The 24,640-nt window shown below is 35.1% G+C and carries 19 protein-coding genes and 1 pseudogene; 4 read left to right on the top strand and 16 right to left on the bottom strand.

Going from position 1 to position 24,640, the window contains the following annotated elements; all coding sequences use genetic code 11:
* Positions 1-5: 5 nt before the first annotated feature.
* From ACZZZT_RS05555 to ACZZZT_RS05540, 4 genes are all read right to left on the bottom strand, one after another.
* Complete coding sequence (locus ACZZZT_RS05555; RefSeq protein ID WP_463459692.1) at positions 6-569, bottom strand: hypothetical protein; 564 nt, start codon at positions 567-569, stop codon at positions 6-8.
* Entirely contained in the window at positions 524-1,684 is a 1,161-nt protein-coding gene (locus ACZZZT_RS05550; protein WP_463459691.1) for a hypothetical protein, read from the bottom strand. The genes ACZZZT_RS05555 and ACZZZT_RS05550 overlap by 46 nt, the downstream gene beginning before the upstream one ends.
* 179 nt (positions 1,685-1,863) lie before the next feature.
* Positions 1,864-4,050 (bottom strand): alpha-L-rhamnosidase-related protein, encoded by a 2,187-nt coding sequence (locus ACZZZT_RS05545; RefSeq protein WP_463459690.1) that lies wholly within the window; start codon positions 4,048-4,050, stop codon positions 1,864-1,866.
* A 356-nt stretch (positions 4,051-4,406) separates the two neighbouring features.
* Positions 4,407-5,225 carry an AraC family transcriptional regulator gene (locus tag ACZZZT_RS05540; protein ID WP_463459689.1) on the bottom strand — a complete coding sequence of 273 codons (819 nt, stop codon included), beginning with the start codon at positions 5,223-5,225 and terminating at the stop codon, positions 4,407-4,409.
* A 99-nt stretch (positions 5,226-5,324) separates the two neighbouring features.
* On the opposite strand from ACZZZT_RS05540, the gene ACZZZT_RS05535 reads away from it, so the two are divergent.
* Entirely contained in the window at positions 5,325-6,539 is a 1,215-nt protein-coding gene (locus ACZZZT_RS05535; protein ID WP_463459688.1) for an MFS transporter, read from the top strand.
* A 287-nt stretch (positions 6,540-6,826) separates the two neighbouring features.
* On the opposite strand, the gene ACZZZT_RS05530 is transcribed toward ACZZZT_RS05535, so the two are convergent.
* The gene (locus tag ACZZZT_RS05530; protein WP_463459687.1) at positions 6,827-7,030 is read right to left on the bottom strand and encodes a SymE family type I addiction module toxin; all 204 of its coding nucleotides are present in this window, start codon (positions 7,028-7,030) and stop codon (positions 6,827-6,829) included.
* Positions 7,031-7,193: 163 nt separating this feature from the next.
* Here ACZZZT_RS05530 and ACZZZT_RS05525 point away from each other — a divergent pair, with 163 nt between their 5' ends.
* Positions 7,194-7,409, top strand: a complete 216-nt coding sequence (locus ACZZZT_RS05525; RefSeq protein ID WP_463459686.1) for a helix-turn-helix transcriptional regulator — start codon at positions 7,194-7,196, stop codon at positions 7,407-7,409.
* 65 nt (positions 7,410-7,474) lie between these two features.
* Here ACZZZT_RS05525 and ACZZZT_RS05520 read toward each other — a convergent pair whose 3' ends face one another.
* The 11 genes and pseudogenes from ACZZZT_RS05520 to ACZZZT_RS05470 form a co-directional block, all read right to left on the bottom strand.
* Complete coding sequence (locus tag ACZZZT_RS05520) at positions 7,475-7,963, bottom strand: hypothetical protein (RefSeq protein ID WP_463459685.1); 489 nt, start codon at positions 7,961-7,963, stop codon at positions 7,475-7,477.
* 16 nt (positions 7,964-7,979) lie between these two features.
* A complete protein-coding gene (locus ACZZZT_RS05515) occupies positions 7,980-8,969 on the bottom strand; it encodes a PIN domain-containing protein (protein ID WP_463459684.1) in 990 nt (329 codons plus the stop codon).
* 191 nt (positions 8,970-9,160) lie between these two features.
* On the bottom strand, positions 9,161-10,741 hold the full coding sequence (locus ACZZZT_RS05510; RefSeq protein WP_463459683.1) for a sodium:solute symporter: 1,581 nt from the start codon (positions 10,739-10,741) through the stop codon (positions 9,161-9,163).
* Positions 10,738-11,802 (bottom strand): Gfo/Idh/MocA family protein, encoded by a 1,065-nt coding sequence (locus ACZZZT_RS05505; RefSeq protein WP_463459682.1) that lies wholly within the window; start codon positions 11,800-11,802, stop codon positions 10,738-10,740. Before ACZZZT_RS05505 ends, ACZZZT_RS05510 begins: the two co-directional genes overlap by 4 nt.
* Positions 11,803-11,948: 146 nt before the next feature.
* Complete coding sequence (locus ACZZZT_RS05500; RefSeq protein WP_463459681.1) at positions 11,949-14,456, bottom strand: L-rhamnose mutarotase; 2,508 nt, start codon at positions 14,454-14,456, stop codon at positions 11,949-11,951.
* 428 nt (positions 14,457-14,884) lie between these two features.
* A pseudogene (locus tag ACZZZT_RS05495) lies at positions 14,885-17,025 on the bottom strand (bifunctional aldolase/short-chain dehydrogenase).
* A 381-nt stretch (positions 17,026-17,406) separates the two neighbouring features.
* The gene (locus ACZZZT_RS05490) at positions 17,407-18,237 is read right to left on the bottom strand and encodes an amidohydrolase family protein (protein ID WP_463459680.1); all 831 of its coding nucleotides are present in this window, start codon (positions 18,235-18,237) and stop codon (positions 17,407-17,409) included.
* A gap of 6 nt (positions 18,238-18,243) precedes the next feature.
* Positions 18,244-19,041, bottom strand: coding sequence for an SDR family oxidoreductase (locus ACZZZT_RS05485; protein WP_463459679.1), 798 nt, complete (start codon positions 19,039-19,041; stop codon positions 18,244-18,246).
* An 86-nt stretch (positions 19,042-19,127) separates the two neighbouring features.
* The gene (locus ACZZZT_RS05480; protein WP_463459678.1) at positions 19,128-20,141 is read right to left on the bottom strand and encodes a zinc-binding alcohol dehydrogenase family protein; all 1,014 of its coding nucleotides are present in this window, start codon (positions 20,139-20,141) and stop codon (positions 19,128-19,130) included.
* A 15-nt stretch (positions 20,142-20,156) separates the two neighbouring features.
* Positions 20,157-21,011, bottom strand: a complete 855-nt coding sequence (locus ACZZZT_RS05475; protein WP_463459677.1) for a fumarylacetoacetate hydrolase family protein — start codon at positions 21,009-21,011, stop codon at positions 20,157-20,159.
* Positions 21,012-21,240: 229 nt separating this feature from the next.
* Complete coding sequence (locus ACZZZT_RS05470) at positions 21,241-22,005, bottom strand: SDR family NAD(P)-dependent oxidoreductase (RefSeq protein ID WP_073398373.1); 765 nt, start codon at positions 22,003-22,005, stop codon at positions 21,241-21,243.
* Positions 22,006-22,347: 342 nt separating this feature from the next.
* Between ACZZZT_RS05470 and ACZZZT_RS05465 the strand changes: the two genes are divergently transcribed.
* Both ACZZZT_RS05465 and ACZZZT_RS05460 read left to right on the top strand, forming a co-directional pair.
* Positions 22,348-23,496, top strand: a complete 1,149-nt coding sequence (locus ACZZZT_RS05465) for an ABC transporter substrate-binding protein (protein WP_463459676.1) — start codon at positions 22,348-22,350, stop codon at positions 23,494-23,496.
* Positions 23,493-24,638: a CaiB/BaiF CoA transferase family protein gene (locus ACZZZT_RS05460; RefSeq protein ID WP_463459675.1), complete on the top strand. Its 1,146-nt coding sequence runs from the start codon at positions 23,493-23,495 to the stop codon at positions 24,636-24,638. The genes ACZZZT_RS05465 and ACZZZT_RS05460 overlap by 4 nt, the downstream gene beginning before the upstream one ends.
* Positions 24,639-24,640 lie beyond the last annotated feature (2 nt).

The following is a 24,640-nucleotide window of genomic DNA, read 5'->3' as shown; positions in this document are numbered from 1 at the left end:
GGCTATTATTTCAACTCTTTCAATCTAGATTCCATAACTTCTTTATTCAATTTTACTTTTACCATTCCCATTGGGTGAAATCTCTTTTTTAGATCTATCGCGGCGTAAATAATTGTATAAACGTCATTTCCTTCGGGGATTAGGCAAAGTGGTGTTCGCATGATATCCCACCATTTATCGACTTTTGTTTCTATGGGAAGATATCTTGCTTCACCCCAATTTTTCCCATCTTTGGATAATGAATACGCCATCATATTCGGTAAATGATGTCCCCAACCGTCTGGGCCTCCATCAAAAACGGCGATATATAAACCGTTTGGCAACTGACTCACAATTGGATTTTCTACAAAAAAAGGATGCATTGATTTTATAGGATTGCTTCCGTCTTTTATTCTTGACCACGGACCTTCTAAACTTTTTGATTCAGCCAAAGCTACAAACCAGCCTTTTCCGGTTTTCTTCGGATAATCGGCCCATGAATTAAAAGGGTATGCTCCGCTGTAAAATCCAAAATATTTATCGCCTACTTTGTATGGAAAAAAGAAGCTACGCCTTGACGGCCTTCCCACGGTTCTGAGTCTAATCCCGGTTCCATGATGATTCCCATATCTTTGTACGGACCGCCAATTCCGTCAATTCCATCAACGGTTGATTCGCAACGCCAGATTCTTCCGAAAGAGTGATTGGGTTCTATGGTTTTACTAACTGTGTAAGCTAAATAATAGCCGTACCATTTGTTTGCCTTTTCGTTAAAAACCGGCATATACGACCAAATTGCGGCACGGCGATCATTCATTGGGTTATCGTCTTCGGTTATGGCGTAAGTTCCGCTTGCCTGGTAAATCGTTGATTCTCTTTTCCAGTGAATGGCGTCTTTACTTGTCCAGTGACCAATTCGGGTTTTTACACGATCGTAATAATAATCTACTCCTATTTCTCCGGCTCTTTCTGTTGGAAACATGTGATACGTATCGCCAACTTTTACTACACGTCCGCCTTCAAAACCTCCCTGAATTCCTTCAGTTCCTGGCATTCCTTCGTCTACAACGGCTTTATTTTCTCCACCAATAATTTCAAAAAGTGGTTTTTCATCTGAAAATCCTTCAACTATAAATGTCGGATTCCAAAGTTTTCCGTCTGGAAGTTCAGCATTTCTAAAGCTTAATTTTTGAGTATCTTTTATAACTCCTAAGATTGCAAATAATCCATTTCCGGGGTTTATTGTTTGTTTTCCTTTTGGGAATGAAAGCGCATATACATTCACCGAAGGTAATCCTGTAATGGTTAATCCGTTTTTTAAAACCAATTTTGCATTTTCAAGTTTATTTGACTGAAGATATTCTGGATTATTTTCCTGAAAAATACCAACTATAACCTTAACCGGTTCTTTAAACCTTAACTGCAAAGGAGTATTTGTACCGCTTTTATATTTTTCTAAAGGAAGTTGAATCCCTTGTAAACCCTGTAAATCTGGTGCTAAACGAACAATATTATTTTTGCTTCCTGAAAAAACATGAGCGTATTGTGTTGTTTTGAATGTTTTGTAATTTGATTTTACAATTTCAAAAGAAGATGGTGTCCAACCTGAATTTTGTGCCAAAGCTGAAAATTGAAAGCATACCAAACTCATCAGTAAAAAAACTTTTCTTAGAGTCAAATTGTATTTTATTTTTTTTGAAAACATTGTATTTTATTTTTAATGGCAACTGAATTTCTACAATCTTGTCATTTCGAGGAACGAGAAATCACATAATGTGACCACGTAGTACGTCGCTCTCTGGATGTGATTTATCGTTCCTCGAAATGACAAAACTAGCGTTACAAACTATGGACTAATTACTAACTACTAAGGACTAAAAAAACTTAAATTGCTTTATAACTCACTTTGTACTCAACATTCGGTTGCACAATTAATTGATATTTATTTTTAGCCAATGTTGTAATCGTTCCTGAATTTGTTTTCGGCTTGCTTGAACTTTCGAAAATCAATTTTCCTTCGCCTTCCGCTGCTTTTACTTTTATTTCTTTGGTGCTGCAGTACAACTCTACTTCGCCATTTGGTGTTGGTACTTTACCTTCCATCCATTGTAAACCTCCTAAATTGGGTTTGATTTCATATTCGGCATAACCGGGTTGCAATGGTTTTACGCCTAAATAATATTTCCCTAGTAGATAAATCGGACTAGAACCCCAGGCATGGCAAAGACTTTTCCCGTAAGGGCGTCCGTACATCGCTAAATGTTCTGTTCCTTTTTTATTTGGATTGTATTCTTCCCAGAAAGAAGTTGCGCCTTCTTTTAACATTCCGCCCCAATAGTCTTTCATTTCTTTTAGAACATAATTTTGTTCGCCCATCGCACACAATGCTTCCAACTCGTAAAAACGCATGTAGGGTGTTGTGATTTTAAGAACATTATCATTCAGCAGCACCTTCTTTTTTATGCTTTGTTTTTGTTGTTCATTAAAATAATTGAAAAAAATACCGAACATATTAGCGTATCTGGTTACAATATCCTGCATTTTACCGTCTATACGCTGATGCTTCATAACGTTTTCTTTTTTATCCCAAAACACATCAAATAATTTTGTTTTTAAGTCGTCAGCCAATTTTTGATACTGTTTTTGGTCTTCATTTTCACCTGCAATTTTAGCACTAACTGCCATGGCTTCTAAACTTCTGGCTAAAAGCATTTGCTCAAAACTAACCTCTCCTTTTTTTGGTAATCCGTCTGCCCAATCAATAAAAACCCAATCGCCTTCTAATGGTTCCAAGAATCCGTTTGTGTTTCTTCTTTTTAAGCAGAATTCCATAAGCGATTTCATTCGTGGATAAAAAGTCTTGATGAATTTCGTATCGCCAGTGTGTAAATAGTAATCGTAAACACCCACAAACCAATACAGTGAATAATCCATTATGATATTTATATGAGCCGTCACAGGTTCTTTACCACGCAGCGCCAACAGCGTTCGTTCTACCGAAGCCGAATCAAAGAATAAATAATAATTCATTAAATAACTTTGATAAGCATCGCCAGACCAAACCCAACGGTCGCGTTTAATACCGTCTATAAAAAATTCGCGAGTTGTTAAATGCATCGTGTAAGCTGACACATCCCAAATTTTATTTAATTCTTGGTCTGAAGATTTGAATGCACCACGATAGTCTAATGGCAAATATTCATAAAGCATCGAAATAGAATCATATTTTACCATTGCATCTGCTTGTACCTGAACATAGCGAAATGCTTTCGAGCCATCGTGTGTGTAGGTTTCAGGGTGATTTCCATCAAAAGATAAATGGTCTAGTGTTTCACATTTGGCAGAATCCAGTGCTTCTTCACGAGATTCACCATAATAAAGAGCTACTTTACCTTTTCCTTTTAAACCGTGAATTTTAATATAACCAAAAGTTTCTTTACCAAAATCTACCAACTCACCAGCTCCAATTTTTTCTGTTTTTTTTGCGCTTAAAGGTTTGGTTGTTAGTTTAAATCCGGAAGGTTTATTTTCTGGTGAATTAAAATTCCAGGAACCAACAGGCATCCATGGTGTACCAGATTGTTGTGCTTTCCCAGTTTCATCAATCCAAAGTTTATCTTCATTGGTCACTTTCCAGGATGCATCAGATTTAACATATTTACCATCAATATAAATAGCCGGCAGCACTTCCTGATTGTATACTTTAAATGAAATTTTGTGTTTCCCGGCAGGAATTTTTAATGATTTTGGCTGCCCGTAAACCTGAACGCCATCTAAAAGTAATTGAAAAGATCCTTCCGTGTAGATTTTTACCTCGTCTGGCTGTGGAATCTCTACTTCTGTTTGAAAAGTTACCAGAGCATAAGGACTGTAATATTGCCAAAGCGGTGGAAATACTGCTTCGCGTTCTGTACGTCTTACCTGCATTTTATTGCTTAACAAAACTTCAAAATCACCTGGATACCAGATCCATGTCGCTTCTTTTGTTTTTTCCTGAGCCAACAAAAAAGTCACAGGAAATAAAATAACACAAACAAACAAAAATCTAAATATGGAAAATCGGCTTTGCATTTATCTTTTTTTGGAGCTAAAGATAAGTGTTATTTCCACATTTGCCAACCTGTAGTGTCCTGTTATTTCATAACAAACAGTAATCTTTGATAATTTTTTAAGGGAAAAATTATCAGTTATCACTTTTTTAGTACTAAAAAAAACGATGTTGGAATTTTTTGGGACGCTGATGAAACGGATTTACTTCGTAAAGACGCTGATTTACACAGATTTTAATTATAGCAAACCTGCGAGCTTTGTCAAAGTTTTAAACTTTGACAAAGCTATTAAGAGAACCGGAAGAAAAAATCCGTTTCAATCTGCGTCTTCGCAAAAGCGAATCCGTTTTATCGGCGTTCTGATTTTAGGATTATGATTTAAGCAATCATCTTTTCCGAATCGTTTTGATCTTCTAAAATGTAATTGGAAGGTGTTTTCCCTAAATGCTTTTTAAACATATAAATAAAAGCGCTTGTAGTTTCATAACCCAAATTAAAAGCGATTTCTTTTATGGATTGTTTTTCGCCCAAACGTTTTATGGCTTCTAATAATTTTAATCGGGTTCGCCAGTCACTAAAGTTCATTCCCAATTCTTTAATAAATAATCGGGATAAAGTTCTGGTGCTCATAAACGAGATTTCGGCATAATAATCAATCGTGTTTTTACTCGCTACATCGTTCAGTAAAAGCTCGACTACTTTTTGTAATCTTTCATGATTGGTTGTTGGCAAAAAAGTGGCACTTGGTTCAATTAATGCTAATTCATCCAGAAAAACATCGCTGATTCTTCTTTGCGAAGGGGTAAGATTTCCATTCGTTCCAAAAGAAATAATTTTAAAAATCAACTGTTTAAGGAACATCGGAATATCAAAGGAAAAACTGTTTATGGGTAAGCCTTTCATTGCCGACGGATCAATAAAAACGCTGTAATAATTAACGTCTTTTTGAAAGGTAACCTGATGTTCTACACCACCCGGCAGCCACAAGCCTTGCAACGGATTCACAACCCAGATATTATTGCCTACTACAACATTCATTACACCACGTGTAGCATAAATAAGCTGGCCTCTGGGATGTGAATGCGAGATACATATTTCATTGGTTACCATTTCACTATAGCCAATAACTGGCCTTGAAGAATCAATTTGGTATCCGTAATCCTGCGCTAATCGATATGTCCGAATTTGGTTATTCATTGTCCAAATATAGCAATTCTGACATTATTATTCTTTTAACCTTTGTAAAAAATAATACAGCTGTTGTTTTTAACTTATTTAAAAATCAAAAAATAACTCATGGACACTATTAAAGCAAATCCTGATATACTTAAAAAAACTACTTATTCGATCTTATTTATCATTAGTTTTTCTCACTTAATTAATGATCTTTTACAGGCTGTTGTTCCTTCTATTTATCCGCTTTTAAAGGAAAATTTTAATTTAAGCTTTTCCCAAATCGGAATTATCACTTTTACGTACCAAATTGTTGCCTCGATTTTACAGCCTTTTGTGGGAATGTATACTGATAAAAATTCAAAACCTTTTTCTTTAATAATTGGAATGTGTTTTACAATGGTTGGACTTTTTCTGGTTTCGATTGCTACAAACTTTACTTATTTGTTAATGTCTGTTAGTTTAATTGGTATTGGATCTTCGATTTTTCATCCGGAATCTTCGAGAGTTGCGCATTTGGCTTCGGGCGGAAAAAAAGGATTGGCGCAGTCTATTTTTCAATTGGGCGGAAATGCGGGAAGTGCTATCGGACCTTTGTTGGCGGCATTTATCGTTATTCCTCATGGACAATCTTACGTGGCTTGGTTTTGTATTATCGCTATTGTCGGAATTTTTGCCTTGTATAAAATTGCACTTTGGTACAGTGAACATTTGTCATTAAGAAATGCTAATAAATCATCTCATCAAATCGAAACGCATCATTTATCGAAAAGAACAGTAACTACTTCACTAATCATTTTATTGGTTTTAATTTTCTCAAAATACTTCTATATGAGCAGTATTACAAGTTATTATACTTTTTTTCTTATTGATAAATTCCACATTAGCATTCAACAATCTCAGGTTTATTTATTTTTATTTTCGGGTGCTGTTGCCGCAGGAACTTTAATTGGGGGACCTATCGGTGATCGATTTGGAAGAAAATATGTAATCTGGGTTTCAATTTTAGGCGTTGCTCCTTTTACAATGTTATTACCTTATGTATCTTTATTTTGGGTTGGAACTTTGTCTGTAATTATCGGGTTAATTCTTTCTTCGGCATTCTCTGCCATTTTAGTTTATGCAACTGAATTAATGCCTGGAAAAGTCGGACTTGTTGCCGGTCTTTTCTTCGGATTTGCTTTTGGAATGGGTGGTTTAGGTTCTGCCATTTTAGGAAAAATTGCCGATGCAACGAGTATTGAATATGTATTTAAGATTTGTGCATTTCTGCCTTTGATTGGAATAATTACTGGATTTTTGCCTAATTTGGAGAAGAGGAAGGCTGTTGAGAAATAATTGTAAACACATAAAAACATAGTATCTCGATTGTCTGAAAAAGGCATTTCATTTAAATAAAAAACACATAGCGTTCTGTTGAAATGCTATGTGTTTTTTATTTAATGATTTGTTCAAAACATAGCCAGTGGTTTCAACCACTGGGACGCAAGATATATAAAATTGCGTTTATGATATTACGTTTCCCGTGGTTGAAATCATTGGGACGCAAGATATATAAAATTACATTTATCAATATTACGTTTCCCCGTGGTTGAAACCACGGGCTATGTTTGAATAGATGATTTTTATTTCGTTTCAATTTCATTATTGGCTGTAATAATGATTTTATTTTGCTGATGTCCAATCGTTACGAAATTCCCGTAATTAAAACCGATTTTCTGAAGCCATTTTCCACAAAGTCGGATTTCAGGAAATATTACATAACGATGATATGGCCTTGTAATATGCTTTTTATGTATTTTTAATTGTCGTTTTCTTGATTGTTTCATTAAATTTTTCTTTTTACGAAACAAAAATAGTAATAATTATACTACAAATTATAATTATATATTATCAAATTATAATTTCATGATGCTTTTGAGCAATATTATTATGTTTTTTATTATATTTAAAATGCATCATATTTGCATAATATAGCAATAAATCATCATTGTGTCGAAACTTAAGTTAAATAGAATAAAAGTTGTTTTAGTTGAAAACAACCGAACTAGCAAGGAATTAGCCAATCATTTAGGTAAAACTGTAGCGACTGTTTCTCGTTGGTGTACTAATGAATATCAGCCTTCTATTGAAACGCTTTATGAGGTTGCTAAATATTTGAAGGTTGATATTCGGGAGTTGTTGGTTTCTACTGGGAACAAATACTGAAGATTAAAAAATTTCTATAATAAAAAAACCACTCCGAAGAGTGGCTTAAATTATAATATTACATTTTAATAAAGTTCAGTTTTATCAAAAGGTTTTGTTATTCTTCCAGCTTCAACCGGATATTCCATTGGTTTTAGAATTGTATCCCAAAATGGTTTATCAAATAAATGATTTAGAAAAAAATAACGTAAACAATTTATCAGGTCTGATCTTAAATCATTTCCACTCCAACTATTTCTATAATGACTTTCTAATTCATAAAAAGTAAAATATTTTTGCTGTTGCCAATTTGTATCTACATAATCAGCAAAGTTTGAAATAGTGTTTTCAGCTACGTCATAAGTTTCGTAAAATGGCAATTTCAGTTTGTAAATTTCCTCATCAGTTTCCATATATCTTTCTTCGTGAAAAATTGGATATATTGATTTGCAAACGGCAAATGCATAAGCATCTTCATATACGTTTTCAGTTTCAATAGAAAATTTTGTTAGAAAAATTTGTCTAGCGCGAACATCTGCTAAACCCTTTAATAAAATATTCAAATCTGTTTTCATATTCCTTAATAATTAATTATATACCTATTCCAAAATCTCTTAATTTCAAGCCTATTTTTGTATCTTTTAAGCCTTTAACCATATTATCCTGTCCCCTAACCATTACATATAATCCGGCAGCTATTTTTAAATTAAAATCAATATTAAAATCAATTTTTGAGTAGTTAAAATCATTATTGTAAAATAGTAATATTATAGAAATCACACCAACTAAGAATTCAAAAACTCCATAGCCCAATCTTTGTTTTTCACGGACTATAAAAATAAAAATACCTAACAATAATGTCAATGCTATTGTCCCCCAAACATTTATTGTTTCAGTTATTACATGTAAATTGAAATAGATTAAAACAGAAAGTAAAGTACACAATATTCCAATTATAATACCCACAATTAGACTTGTATTTTGCTTACGTTCAAAAAGTTGAATCTTACCTTGTATAGAAGGTAATTCGGAATCTTTCAATTTATCAAATATAGGATTCAAAAGACTTCCTATAATTGGTGTAAATGAAAATATTTCTCTTATTGTCTCAATTAGGATGTTAAAAAATATTTTTAACCAAGAAGGATGTTCAACTTTAGTAAATAGCTTTATAAATTCTTCCAATTGGGTACTTGTTAATACTTCTATTCCGAGTTCTATAGCAGAATTTCGTATATTCATATCCAAAGAAGCAATTTTCACTTGTTCTGCTTTTTCTCGAAAGGTCATTGCTGTAGCAATTACAGATGAACTAGCCCTAGAATTTTTACCTGGATTTAAAAATTCATCATATTTCATAAAAGCTGGAAAATCTGAATTTACTATTGACACTGTGCCCGCTAAGGAACCTTTCTCTATCAAATTTACTATATCTTCAAATTTTGTTCCTTTATCATTTCTCTTTTCATTCAATTCAGATATTACTTCTAATGGCACAACAAAACGTGTGTTTTCAATTGATAATCCTAAAAGTTTAGGATAAGTTATTATAACATTTGTGTCAAGAATTATGTGAGTCATTGTTGTATTAAGTTGTTGAATTTTGTCTGATTTTTGTTGTATTGTCAACTAACTTCACTAATAAAATATATAAAACTTATAAACCTAATTTGATTAGTTTAACATGACAAACCTACTATATATTTTCATCAAATTCATACAAATTTACATACATCTTCAATCTCCTTTATTTTTTAATATTTAGAAAACTCCTAATTCCCATTAAAAAACAAATACAAACTCAAAATCACCAATCCCAATAACCCAAACAACAACTTCACTTTCTTACTAGTTTTAGGAATATCAGTTTCATCAGAAAAATTAATCTCAGGATTTTTATCAGCTAAAGAAATAATAATTGCTGATACTAATAATGTAGCAAAAATGTAAAATGAGATTAATAAAAAGTGTGGCCAAACTGGATATTTATCAGCAGGGAAAATCCATAAATATAAAACTCCCACAAATAAACTAAAAGCTGAACCCCAGGATAATGTTACGTTTACAGCTTTTTTTGTGGTACGTTTCCAAAAAATACTCAACAAGAAAACAACTGATAATGAAGGTGCCAAAAATCCTAAAACAGCCTGAAAAATATTAAATAAATTTTGTCCTTTTATATTGTCAATGGCAACGGCAATCAAAATGGCGAATAAACATCCGGCTGCAATGGTGATACGACCAATTTTAATTTGTTCTTTGATAGTCGCCGTCGGGTTTATTTTCTTTACATAAATATCATTGGTAAAAACGGTACTTAATGCGTTTAATGATGAACCAATTGTTCCCACCAAAACCGCGATCATAACACAAATAACCAAACCGTTCATTCCACTTGGGAATAAATTAGTCACCATTGTCATATAAGCCAAATCAGAATTTTTACCTAGTTCGGGATACAAAACATAACACAGAATTCCCGGTAAAATAAACAAAGGCAAAGCCAATACTTTCAGCCAGCCAATGAAATTTACGCCCAATTGTCCGTGCTCTAAATTCTTCGCTCCCAAAACACTCTGAACCATCGATTGATCGGTACAGAAAAAAGCAACCGCCGCAACCGGATATCCCAACAAAATAGCCGGCCACGGATAATGTGCGTCGCTTGCGGGCTGTACTAAATTCCAAAAATTTGAAGGCGTTTTGGCAATTAAGGCACTAATACCTCCTACTTTTTGCAATCCTAAATAGGACAATGTCAATGAAACAATAATTAATAAAATCATCTGAAAAACATTCACTTTTGCAATAGCTTTCAAACCTCCTGCGAAGGTGAAAATTCCAGAAAAAATGACTAAAACGGTAACGCTCTGCCACATCGGAATTCCGAGAATCTGACGTACCAAAATACCCCCGCTAAATAATCCTAACGATAACCAACTTACCAAGATTTTCACCAAAGCGTACCAGGCCAAAATATTTTGTGTGCTGTCGCCGTAACGTTTTCCCATATATTCCGGCATGGTACTCACTTTGCTCGCAATATAACGCGGTGCAAAAACCATGGCCAAAAGCAGTAAGAAAACAAAAGCATACCACTCAAAATTTCCTGCTACAATTCCGGTTGCATAACCAATACTTGCAAAAGCCAATAATGACGATGGACCAACATTGGTTCCCCACATATTAAACCCGATGCTGTACCATTTTAACGAATTTCCAGCCAGAAAAAGCGTTTCGTTTTTCTTGCTTTGTTTGACACTTACTACATAACCAATAATTAATAGGGCTACTAAATAAACGGCAACAATGATAAAATCTAAGGTTGTTAACTTATCATAGATACTGTTCATAGCTCATATTCTTTTAAAACATCAGCTATTTTAACTGGTATTCCGGTTTGTAAAGACTTGTCCATTGCCTGTAATAAAGCCACAGTTCCGATACCTTCTTTCATGTCTGGATAAGCGGTGAAATTTTGTTCGATACTGTCTACAAAATATTCCAGATAATTTTGATATTCTCCTGCGTGGTGACTTTGTCCTTCAAAACGGAAATAATGTTTTAAGGTTGCATCACCCCACGTTATTATTTTTTCTTCTCCATCTTTTGTTGTAACGGCGTAACGCAATTCGTGATAATCCGCCTGACTTGCTCCTTCGGTTGCTCTTAGAATTGTACTCATTCCGCTATCACGTTGTGCCGGTTGTGTTGGTGATGTATACACACCACTTACTCTGGCAATTCTCCCGTCGGTTGCTTTGAAGATGAAGTGCATGGTATCTTCGTTTTTTAATCCGGCGGCACTTCCGTTACTGCTGATCATTCCATAACCCATAACTTCCTCAATGTTTGGCAAATACCATCTGATAAAATCTACAGGATGACTTAAACCTCCGTAAAGCCATTTGAAAGATTGCAATAATGACCATTCTTTTTCTAAAAACCATCTGTGGTCTGCGTGATAATGCGCTTCGATTGTAATTAAATCACCTATTAATCCTGCTTCAAAATCATTTCTTTGTCTTTTTGCGGGCTCAAAAAATCTTGAACTCTGACCAATAAATACTTTCTTTCCCGTTTTCTCGCTCAATGCCAATAACTCTTTTGCATCTGCCAAATTATCAATAAAAGGTTTGGTACAAACTACATGTTTTCCGTGAAGCAAAGCCTGTTTCACATGATCGGCATGAAGATGATCTGGTGTGTAAATGGCAATGATATCAATTGCTGTATCATTCAATAAATCATCGTAATTTGTGGTGTACGAATGAAAATCAAATTCTCTTGCTCTTTGTTTACACAAGTCTTCATTTCTGTCGCATACTTTTACAAGCTCTAATTTTGAGCTTTTTAAAGCTGCGGACATTGTGCTGCGACCTTCTCCAAGTCCTAAAATGGCAATTTTTAACATTGGTTTTATTTTAGTTTTTGATAGTTATTTTTATAGCCACGAATTCACGAATTATATTTTTTATATACTTTTTATATTTTTCGAATAATTCGAATTAATATTTAGTTAGATAGTAAAAGAATAATTCGTGAATTCGTGGCTATCTCTTATTTTGTTTCTACTTTGTTTAAGAAAATCCAGGTTTCATCTGGTTTTGCGCCTTCGATTCCGGTTTGGTATTTTTTCATTAAGGCGTTCCAATCGTCTACACGCGGATTATTTTCTGTTGTTTTCGGATTCAGTTTGTCCAGATTTTCTCCTTTCGGAATACTGATTACCAACATTAATTGTCTTTCGTTTTTAAAAACCTGCAATTGTTGAAAATCAGCGTTACAGAAACCTTTTGCTATTTCCGGCCACTTTTCAAATTGTGTGGTATGATAATCTACATACTCTTTTTGCAGTTTTTCGTCATCCACCAAATTGGCAGTTAAAACTATATTTTCCCATTCAGATGATGTTTTAGAATCTTTACATCTTTCAAAATTCTGGAAATTGTAAATTGGGTTTTCGTAAATTTTTATTTGTGCCGATGGATAAGCGAGCGCCAACTTCTTTTTCGTTCTTTCGGGCTGATTCATTTTTCCGTAAATAACGAAATGATTTTTCCATTGGTACAAAGATTCCCCAACAATTCTGAAACCTTTTATGGTTGATTTTACTTTTTCGATATCAAAATCAGCACCTACCATTTCGATTACTACCGCTTTTGGCAATTCTTGTAATCCCCAGTTTTTATCAATTACAACTTCCTTGGTTAAGTCGGTGTAAGGTGCTCTGATTCCTGAAGCCTCTTTAATTTTTGTGCTTACGTATGGATTATTATTTTCCCAAATATTTCCTTCCGGACCGTTATTGTTTTTCAGGATTTTTTCGGTTGCAATCCAGTTATTTTTGATTGTAAATCCCTGACTTCCTTCATCTGTATACAAATACAACCATAAAAACGGATCGTGCGCGTATGGACTATTGTATACTTTATCAATATAATTTTCTTCAATTCGGCTGTTGGGCTGTGACGAAAGTGTGTAAATTCCGGAAACATCATGCAAATGTTTGGCATAATGATGAATTTTGTTTCCGATGATTTTGTTATTTTCCATCACATTTTTGGTATGTGTCCAACCCCATCCCATTGAAATTCCGCTGTAAGCAACATCCGAAATTTCGTTGTGTTCTATCATAAGATTTTTTACAAAACCAGCCGCAATTCCCAAACATCCCCAATCTTCGTTGGCAACATTTGTGATCAGGTTATCTGCAATTAATTCATTCGAACAAATTTCTCTTTCATCTTTGATTACTAATGGCAAATGTGCTTCGAAAGCTTCTTCGGAAAAAACACCCACATTGATAGCGTTTCCGCCAATATCTTTAAATAAATTTCCTTTGATGATATTGTGATTTGTGCCTTTATTGAAATCTAATCCGGTTGAAGATAAATGTTCAAAACGACACGATTCGAATTGATTATTATGTGCATAATTTACTTCAACGGCTGCTCTTGGTCTTCCAACCCAACCCTGATTTTCTAAATTCGCCTGATTTGGCGTTCCGGGAGTTTTCAATTTATAAGCATCCAATAAATACATTCCGGCCTGCAACGGAACATGACCTTGTTGCGAAGGACGAAGCCAATTGCTGTATTGAAATGAAATTCCTTTAAAATTAAAATGATGAACCGGAGAATCGATAGTTCCTTTGATTTCGACTAAATTCTCTAAAACGGGAACGGTAACTTTTGCAGAAGTTAAATCTTCGCCTTCTCTTGGAATATAATAGATTTTAGCATTTTTTTTATCCAAATACCATTCTCCCGCTTCGTTCAACATGGAGATTCCGTTGTTTAAGAAGAATGCCGAATTTCCGTTGTTTTTTGAAATCCACGGTGCTGGCCACGGATGTTCACTTTGAATTCGGCTTTCCGGCTGTTCAAATGAAAGTCGTGCGCTGTCTTTTTGAACTTCAATATTTTTGATACGAAGATTCGCCGTTGACCACCACTGAATAATAAACATTTCCATTCCCGGTTCGTACTTTATGGATTTATCTTTGAATGGAATCCAACAAGTTTCTGTTGCGGCATCCCAGGAAAGAATTCTGTCCATTTGATTTCCGGAGGTACTTTTGGCTCTAACGGCTTTTTTTCCGTTTACCCAAAGTTGTCTGTAATTGATAATTTCGCCTGCTTTTTGAGGTGCATAGGCTACCCAGATATTTGCTTTTTTTACTCCGTTTATAGTGGCACCTTTTTTCCAGTTTTTAATTTCAAATCCACCGCTGATTATTGGTCTTGCATTTGCATCGGCTTCAATTGTGGTTGGACTTTCGGCTGTTCCGGAATCTTCGGGTCTTATAAACAAGGATTCATTTAAATAATATGTTCCGTTTTGTATTATAATATGAATACCGTCTTTTATGGAAGGATCTTTTAAGCGACGTAATTCTCTGGCTTTTCTCATTGCCATATGCACGGTTGCCAAAGGATTTGCTTTGGTACCATCATTTGTATCTTTTCCGGTTGTTGAAACCCAAATCTCAGCAGCCGAAACTGAAGAAACAGAAAATGTCATTAAAAAAGCTAGAAATACTTTATGTAGGATCGTTAAACGCATTTTATCTTTTTGATTTTTATAATGCTTAAAAATAATTCAAACTATAAATTTTATGAATCAAAAACTTATAATCTCGACAATTTTAACATTTTTACCATTAATTGGCACCAATTTAAAGTAAGGCTAAAACATAAGTGTCCTGTACCTTCCTGCAAATTGTTAAAATAAGTGTGTTTTTTACACATTATACATTTTTACCGCAAAGAACGGAAAGATTTTTATCCAAGAATGCTTTTGAAAAGCACAAAGTTCGCAAAGCTAAATCAATACAAGCTTTGCGAACTTTCCTTTGTCATGAAAGCTAAGAGTAAAAAAACTTTGCGCTATTTGCGGTAAAATAAATAGATATAAAAAATAACGTCCGACAATGTCGGACGCTAGATCACAAAAAACCACTTTTGCTTAAACAAACTTAAAAAAAACTATTTTTATCTATAGAAACCCATTGATACTCCACCGTCTACGTTTAGTGCGTTTCCTGTTGATTTACTCAACAATCCTCCTGTAAACGCAAAACATGCATTGGCAATATCATCCGGTAATATGATTTCGTTTAATAATGTGCGTTTGGCATAATACGCCGGTAATTCTTCTACCGTAATACCATACGCTTTTGCACGTCCTTCTGCCCATCCTCCTGACCAAATATTGGAATCTGAAATTACAGCGTCAGGATTTACCGTATTCACACGGATTTTATCTGCTCCGAGTTCTGCTGCCATAAGGCGCGTTAAATGTGCCTGGGCTGCTTTTGCCGATCCATAACCCGGATTGTTTGGGCCTGCTACAACGGCATTTTTAGAAACAATGTTTACAATGTCTCCGCCAAATCCTTGTTTTCGCATTACTTCGATTCCGGCTTTAGAAACTATAAATTGTCCTTTTACCAGAATGTCGTACAATCTGTCCCATTCTTCAAGCGTATGTTCTGCGATAGATTTTGAAATGCTGATTCCGGCATTGTTTACCACAATATCCACTCCGCCAAAAGCAAGACAGGCTTCGTCTAATGCTTTTTCTGTACTGCTTTCGTTGGTTACATTTAATAATGTGCTTGAAACAGCATCTTTTCCGAAGGTTTTTATAAAATCTGCTGTAGCTTCACTTAATCTTTCTTCGTTAATATCGTTAATGATAACACAAGCGCCTTCCTGAGCAAATTTCTTGGCAATTGCTTTTCCTATTCCTCCGGCTGATCCGGTGATAAGTGCAACTCTTCCAGAAAGTGCTTTTGGTTTTGGCATTCTTTGCAATTTTGCTTCTTCCAGTAACCAATATTCGATATCAAAAGCTTCCTGATGCGGAAGTGAAGTATATTCTGAAACTGCTTCTGCGCCTTTCATGACATTTACCGCATTCACATAATATTCTGATGCCAAACGTGCCATCGTTTTATCTTTGGCAAAAGTGAACATTCCAACTCCAGGGTATAAAATTACAACAGGATTTGGGTCACGCATTGCCGGTGAATTATCTTTTTTGCAGGCATTGTAATAATCTTTGTACATTGCTCTGTACGCTTCAAAAGCAGGCTGTAATTTTGCTTTGATGGCATTTACATCTGATAAATCTTCGTTTGGATCCAGTTCCAAAACAAGCGGACTGATTTTGGTTCTTAAAAAGTGATCCGGACAAGAAGTTCCAAGCGGAGCCAATTTTTCCAAATCATTTGAGTTGATGAATTCCAAAACTCTTGCATCATCCGTATAATGTCCAATCATTTGGCGTTCTGATGAGCAGAATCCTCTTAAAATTGGGGCTACTTTTGCTGCTTTTAGTTTTCTTGATGCTTCATCAAGACTTTGTATTTTTTGTCCTCCAAAAACCGGACGTTTTTTTCCGTAATTATTTTCTAAATAAGTTGCGCATTTCTCGATTACTTCAAGCGTGTTGATGTAACTTTCGTATGAAGTTTCGCCCCAGGTAAAAAGTCCGTGAGAACCCAACATGATTCCTCTTAGTTTTTTTCCTTTTTCTCTGCTTCTTCAAGGCAAGATCTTAGTTGTAATCCAAGATCAAAACCCGGACGCTGCCAGCCTACCCAGCCAATTTCTCCGTCGAATAATTCTTCGGTGATTTTTGCGCCGTCTTTGGCCGCCGCGATGGCAATAGCTGCATCGGGATGCAAATGGTCGATATGTTTGAAGGGTAAAAATCCGTGTAAAGGCGTATCGATTGACGGAGCTTTTGAAGCCAGATCAAAAATACAATGATTGAAAAGCTCTACCATTTCGTCTTCGAATTCGATGCCTCTATAAACATTCTCTAAATTACGAAGTCTTTCTAAATACAATGCTGCACAGCCCGATTTGGTCAGAGTTCCGATATCGCCGCCTGAACCTTTGATCCACATTACTTCTGAGCTTGCTCCTGTTAACGGATCTTTGTCCGTGATTTTAACAGAAGTATTTCCTCCTCCGTAATTGGTCAATCGTAAATCGGCTCCAAGTAAATTAGAACGATAAATGAAAAGCGCTACTTCATCCCCTGCCAAGGCCACTGCTTTGGTTTCATCCCAAAGGTAGCTCACGTGCTTAAAATTCATATGTTTGGTATTTGTATTCGACATCTATATTGTTTTTGGTTGTAATCTTGTTGTGTAAAATAAGAGAATGTAAAAAACATAACTATCCTGTACTATCCTTTATAAAAAAGAACCTATTCAACTGAAAACTAAATATTAACAACAAAATATCGCACAAAGAAGGAGGAAAGTATTTTAAAAAAGCAATCCAAAAAAGACTCGTAATTACATGAAAATTAGGCAGAAACTATAAAGTTTTACCATTCAAAAAACAAATAAAAGTCATTAGAAAAAGTGTTTTTTGAAATGAATTTAAAATAGACTTCATCTATCGAAATTCTAAAAAATTAATTGCTAAAAACAAAAAAAGAGCTTTCAAATCCATCAATTTGAAAGCTCTTTTTCTTTTAAATTATCTCTTTTGAATTAAAGTCTATAAAATGATACTGCATTTTGAAACCAGATTTTATTCTGATTTTCGACAGATAACTGAGCCATATAATCTTCCAAAGTTTTTACAACTTCTGCATAATCTGAAGCTACATTGAGAACCGGCCAATCTGATCCGAACATTAATTTTTCGGCAGCAAAATTTTCGAAAATAACATCTAAATAAGGTTTTAAATCATCAGTTTTCCAGTTTTTCCAATCGGCTTCTGTCACCATTCCTGAAATTTTGCAAGAGACATTTTCTGCTTTTGAAATTTCCTGAATTCCTTTTTTCCAGGACAAAATATCGCCTGATTTAATATCAGGTTTTGCAATATGATCAATCACAAAAGGCTGATCCGGAAACTGATTTGCCAATTCTATCGCAGCCGGTAATTGCCGATGAAAAATAAGAATATCGTAGGTGAAATTAAATTGTTTTAAAGCCGAGATTCCATTTTGAAAATCTTTTCTCAACATAAAATCATCAGATTCACCCTGAACAACATGTCGAAATCCTTTAATTATTTTATTCGAAGAAAAATGATGTAATCGTTCTTCGATTGTTACACCGCGCAAATCGACCCAACCGACAACTCCTTTTATGAAATCATTTTTTGCTGCCAGATTTACTAAAAAATTAGTTTCGTCTTCGGACTGATTTGCCTGAACGGCGACGCAACCTGAAAACTGATTTTCGTGAAGCAACGGCAAAAGATCTTCGGGCAAAAAATCCCTTTGAATTTTCTGCATCGATTCATCTATCCAACTATCTCTTACGGGATCGAATTTCCAAAAATGCTGATGTGCATCAATTCGGTTATTCATGCTTTTTTAATTTACATCGTTGATTAATGCGCGATCTAAATGCACGTATCCGCCATCAACAAAAACAAATTGTCCTGTTGTGTGTGACGAACGATTTGAGATTATGAAAAGTGCCGTGTCTGCAATTTCCTCAGTTTTGGTCATTCTTCCCTCAAACGGAATACTTTTATTGATTTTTTTCAAAACAGCTTCGCCGTCAGGTAATGTCTCAATCCAGTCTTCGTAGGCTGGCGTATAACTTTCAGCAATAATAATGGCGTTCGAACGAATTCCGAATTGAATTAAATCTACCGCCCATTCTCTGGTTAGTCCTAAAACTCCACCTTTCGCAGCAGCGTAACCAGAAGTTCCGCCTTGCCCGGTCAAAGCTACTTTTGAACCAATATTCAGAATATTTCCTTTTGATTCTTTTAGGTATGGAAGTGCATATTTTACCAATAAAAAATAACTTACTACATTCAGTTTCAAAGAATCCATGAACTGTTCGTAAGTAGCATCTAAACCTGCGCCGTCATTTACACCAACGTTATTGATAACTGCGTCGATTTTTCCGTATTTTTCAATGATTTTCTTTACGGCATTTTCAACTTCATCAGGATTGGTAACATCTGTTTGTACAAATAATGCATCAATTCCTTTTTTCTGAATTGTTTCTGCGTAAGCAAAACCTCTGCTGTTTCTGTCCACTATTACCGGAATTCCACCTTCATCAGCAATTCGGTTGAGGATCGTTTCTCCAATACTTCCCTGCTTTCCGGCAGAACCGGAAACAACAATTATCTTGTTTTTTAAATTTAAATCCATTTTTTGTGGTTATTACGGTTATCTAGCTAAACCTGACAGTCCCGAAATCTCGGAATAAAAATCTGTCAGGTTTCTTTGAGTGTGAGTTATTCTATCTCAATCAACGCCTTAATTACATTATTTTTCGGATCAATTAATTGTCCAAAATCAGTAATCATTTCTGAGAAATTGGTTCGGTGTGTAATGTATTTTTTCGGATCAATTTTTCCTGATTTCAAGCAATCCATTACATATTCAAAATCTTCAATAGTCGCATTTCTGCTGCTCATTAAAGTCGATTCTCTTTTATGAAAATCAGGATGACTGAAACTCAATTCTCCTTTTTGAAGTCCAACCAAAACAAATCTACCGCCGTGAGAAATATAATTAAAAGCACTATTCATCACATTTCTGTTTCCGGTTGCATCAATCACCACATTGGCCATATCGCCGTTTGTAATTTCTGCCAGTTTTTGGGCAACATCATCATGCAGCGGATTTATAGTTTCATCGGCATTCAATTCCTCTTTACAGAAATTCAATCTGTATTCGTTGATATCCATTACGATAACTTTGGCTCCGGCAATTTTAGCAAACTGAATCAGTCCGATACCAATTGGTCCGGCGCCCATTACTAAAACAGTGTCTGTTGGTTTTACTGCTGCTCTTCGAACTCCGTGAGCAGCAATTGCTAATGGTTCAACCAATGCCAATTGATCATAATCAAGACCTTGACCGTGAAGTAAATATTGCTCCGGAATAGTTACATATTCTGCCATTCCTCCATCAATATGAACTCCGAAAACTTTAATATTTACGCAGCAATTCGTCAATCCGTTTCTGCAGGCAACACATTTTCCACAGTTGAAATACGGAATAAAAGTTACTTTATCGCCAGGTTCAAAACCTTTGGCATTTCCTTTCACATATTCTGCAGCAAGTTCATGACCCAAAATTCTTGGATATTCAAAATAAGGCTGTGTTCCGCCAAAAGCGTGAATATCGGTACCACAAATTCCTATTCTTTTTATCTTCAGTAAAACTTCTCCTCCTTTTGGTTCCGGAATTGGTTTTTCTTTCAGAATAAATTCCTGTGGTTTTTCACATACTATAAATTTCATTTTTAATCTTTTAAATTACTTTTTGTATGCTACTGCTGTTTGTTTGCTTGTTCCCAAACCTTCAATTCCTAATTCTACAACATCGCCTGCTTTTAGATAAATTGGATCTGGTTTAATTCCCAAACCAACTCCCGGAGGCGTTCCCGTACTAATGATGTCGCCAGGAAGCAAGGTCATAAACTGACTTAAATAGTGAACCAAAAACGGAATTTTAAAAACTAAATTCAACGTGTTACTGTCTTGGTATTTTTTACCATTCACACTAAGCCACATTGATAAATTATCAACATCTTTTACTTCATCTTTTGTTGCCAAAAAGGGTCCAAGTGGTGCAAAAGTGTCGCAACCTTTTCCTTTTGCCCATTGTCCGCCACGCTCAATTTGAAATTCTCTTTCGCTGTAATCGTTCAATAAAGCGTAACCTGCAACATAATCTAAAGCTTCTGCTTCTTCAACATAACTTGCTTTTTTCCCTACAACAAATGCAAGCTCTACTTCCCAATCTGTTTTTACACTGTTTTTTGGAATAATTACATCATCGTCAGGACCGCATAATGAAGTCGTCGATTTAAAAAAGATGATCGGTTCTGTTGGAATTGGCGCGCCAGTTTCTTTACAGTGATCTACATAATTTAAACCGATACAGATTATTTTTGAAGGTCTCGCCACCGGAGAACCTAAACGTACATTTGCATCAACTTCTGGTAAAGTCGGATTACTTTCTAATGTTTTCTGCAATTTTTCTAAACCGTTTTCTTCAAAAAAACTTTCGTTAAAATCTGTTACAATTGACGAAACATCATATCTTTTTTCATCAATTAAAACTCCTGGTTTTTCTTTTCCGATTTCTCCAAAACGTATTAATTTCATATCTTTTAAAGTTGCTAAGTTGCTAAGGTTCTGAGATACTAAGTTTTTTAGCTACTTGAACCATAGTAACTTTAAATTAATTATTTATTTATTTTTAAGACTCTAAGTTGCTAAGGTTCTGAGGTTCTAAGTTTTTTTAGAATTTAGACCTGACAGGTTTTAAAAACCTGTCAGGTCTACGAGCCGCTAAATCTTAGCAACTTAGAACCTTAGCCTCTTAGCAACTTTGTTAATTATTTAATTTGATAAATCCTCCGTCGATTGGGTAATCGCAGCCTGTGATAAATCCGGCTTCGTCGCTGCATAGGTATAATGCGAGAGCTGCGATTTCGTCTGGTTTTCCCATTCTGCCGATTGGTTGCGATTGTGATAATTTTTCAAACATTTCTGCTTCTTTACCTGCATAGTTTTTCGAAATAAAACCATCAACAAATGGCGTATGAACTCTTGCCGGAGAAATAGAATTGCAACGAATATTTTCTCCTATATAATCTTTTGCCACAGATAATGTCATGGCCATAACGGCGCCTTTTGCTGTAGAATAAGCAAAGCGATCGGGAATACCAACCCACGCCGCGATAGATGCCATGTTGATAATCACACCACCATTTGAAAGTCTGAATTGCGGAATCGCCGCAAACAAACAGTTGTAAACTCCTTTTACATTGACATCCATAACGCGATCAAAATCAACTGCTGGCGTTGTATCGACTTTTCCAACATGTGCAATTCCGGCATTGTTTATCAGAATATTAATGTTGCCAATTTTTTCGAATGTTGCTACTACTTCTTCCTGATTTGCCACATTACAGGCATAAGAAAAAGCTTTGCCTCCAGAATTTAAAATTTCGTCTAATGCCTCTTTCGCACTTTCGATTGTTAAATCTATAATGTGAACTTCTGCACCTTGTTTGGCGAACAAAGTTGCAATTGCTCTTCCTATTCCGCTGCCTCCTCCGGTTACGACTGCTTTTTTATTTTTTAATGAAAACATGTTATAATTATTAAGTCATTTAGTATTTGATGTCGCTCTAACATTCAAAAAATCATTTCAATTTAATAAATGTGAAAACCACAATTACAAAAGTATATTTTAATATTAATATTTGAGATATAATTTCATATGAATGCCCTAAAATGAGTAAACTTTAATAAATTATAACATTTTTTACACCGTTTGTAAAAAAATTACCATTAAGATTAACATACTTCAAAAAATGAGTGTTAATAAAGTCATCAACTGTTGTTCAATTCAATCTTATTTCTATTTTTGTAATTGTGTTTTTTACATTTATTATTTTTCGAATAAAATCCATCCATATAAATTTTACCAAAAATGACGATATTAAAAGGGATAACCTGGAATCATACAAGAGGTTTATTGCCAATGGTTGCTACGGCTCAGCGATTTACAGAATTAAATCCGGGAGTTGAAATTACCTGGGAGAAAAGAAGTTTACAGGAATTTGCAGATGCTTCGATCGAAGATTTAGCCAAAAGATTTGATCTGCTTGTAATCGACCACCCGTGGACAGGTTTTGGCGCGCACTCAAAATCCATTTTACCATTATCAGATTATTTACCATCAGAATATATAAAAGATCAGGAATTAAATACCGTTGGACGTTCTTACGGAAGTTATGTTTTTAACGACAAATTATGGGCATTGCCTATTGATGCAGCGACTCCGGTTGCGGCGGCTCGCTTGGATATTTTAGAAAAAGAAGGCTTAAAAGTGCCGCAAACTTATGATGATTTATTGGCTCTGGCCAAAAAAGGATTAGTTGCTTTTGCAGGAATTCCGGTAGACGTTTTAATGAGTTTTTATATGTTTTGCTGTAGTTTGGGCGAAGATCCTTTTTTATCTACAGAAAAAGTTATTTCTCCCGAAACAGGAAAAAAAGCATTGCAAATGTTTAGAGAATTATCGCAATTAATTGATCCGGCAAATTTTAATCGAAACCCGATTCAGGTTTATGAAGCGATGGTAAATTCTGACGAAATTGCCTACTGCCCTTTTGCTTACGGATATTCTAATTATTCGAGAACCGGATACGGTAGAAAATTGCTTCATTTTTATGATTTGGTTCGTTTGAATAATAATCCAATGATTAGCTCGTTGGGCGGAACCGGATTGGCAGTTTCTTCTTTCAGCAAACATATTCCCGAAGCAATTAAATATGCTGAATTTACAGGATCATCTCATACACAACAAAATATTTTTGCAGATAATGGCGGACAACCCGGACATCTTCAGGCATGGAAAAGTGAGAGAATCAACTCATTAACTCATGATTATTTTAAAAATACATTGCCCACTTTAGAAAGAGCTTTTCTTCGCCCAAGATATTCCGGACATATGTATTTTCAGGATCATGCGGGCGATGTAGTTCGTGATTATTTGATGAAAGGCGGCGATGAAGATTTGGTTTTAGAAGCAATGAATTCGCTTTATGCGAAATCTCTAAATTTAATAACGGCATGAAACCACTAGAAGGATTAATCGTTTTAGAGTTTTGCCAGTTTTTGGCAGGGCCTTCTGCGGGATTAAAATTAGCCGATTTAGGCGCGCGCGTTATTAAAATTGAACGACCAATAAAAGGCGAAGCTTGTAGACAATTGAGTATTAAAGATCTTTTTGTTGACGATAGCAGTTTATTATTTCATACGATTAACAGAAATAAAGAATCTTTTGCGGCGGATCTTAAAAACCCGGAAGATTTAATTCTGATTAAAAAATTAATTGCCAAAGCTGATATTATGACGCATAATTTCAGACCGGGCGTGATGGAAAAAATAGGATTGGATTTTAATGAAACCCTGACTATTAATCCAAAAATAATTTACGGAACTATTACAGGTTACGGCAATATTGGTCCGTGGGCAAAGAAACCCGGACAGGATTTATTGTTGCAATCTCTTTCCGGATTAAGCTGGTTGAGCGGTAGAAAAAGTCAGGGACCGGTTCCGTTTGGTTTGGCTGTAGCCGATTTAATGTGCGGCAATCATTTTGTTCAGGGAATTTTAGCGGCTTTATTAAAAAGAGCCAAAACCGGAAAAGGCGTTTTGGTAGAAGTTAGCTTATTAGAATCTGTTTTGGATGTACAATTTGAAGCGATTACTTCTTTCTTAAATGATGGTGGACAATTACCGGAAAGAGGCGATGTAAAAGGGAGTGCGCATGCTTTTTTGAGCGCGCCTTACGGCGTTTATCAAACTCAGGACGGTTATATTTCGCTGGCAATGGGCGATTTACTTTTCATTGGAAAAACTTTGGGAGTCGATCTAACCAAATATGCAGATAAACAGGATTGGTTTACTTTTAGAGACGAAATCAGAAATTTATTAGCTGAAAAAATAATAACGCAAACAGCCGATTATTGGTTGAATTTGCTTCAGAAAGAAGGAATCTGGTGTGGAAAAGTTCTCAATTATGAAGAATTGGACAATCAATCTTTTGTGAGTGAATTACAATTGAAACAAACGATTCAAAATTCTGCCGGAGAAAAATTGGTTACGACAAGAAGTCCCATTCAGCTTGACGGAAAAATTTTAACTAGTAAAAAAGCAGCTCCATCTGTTGGGGAAGATAATATAAAAATACACGAACAATTTTTAAGCGAATAAAA

The sequence above is a fragment of the Flavobacterium sp. AC274 genome (genome assembly GCF_979258275.1).
The sequence above is the reverse complement of the archived record's forward strand: the minus strand, read 5'-3'. Positions and strand labels throughout refer to the sequence as shown.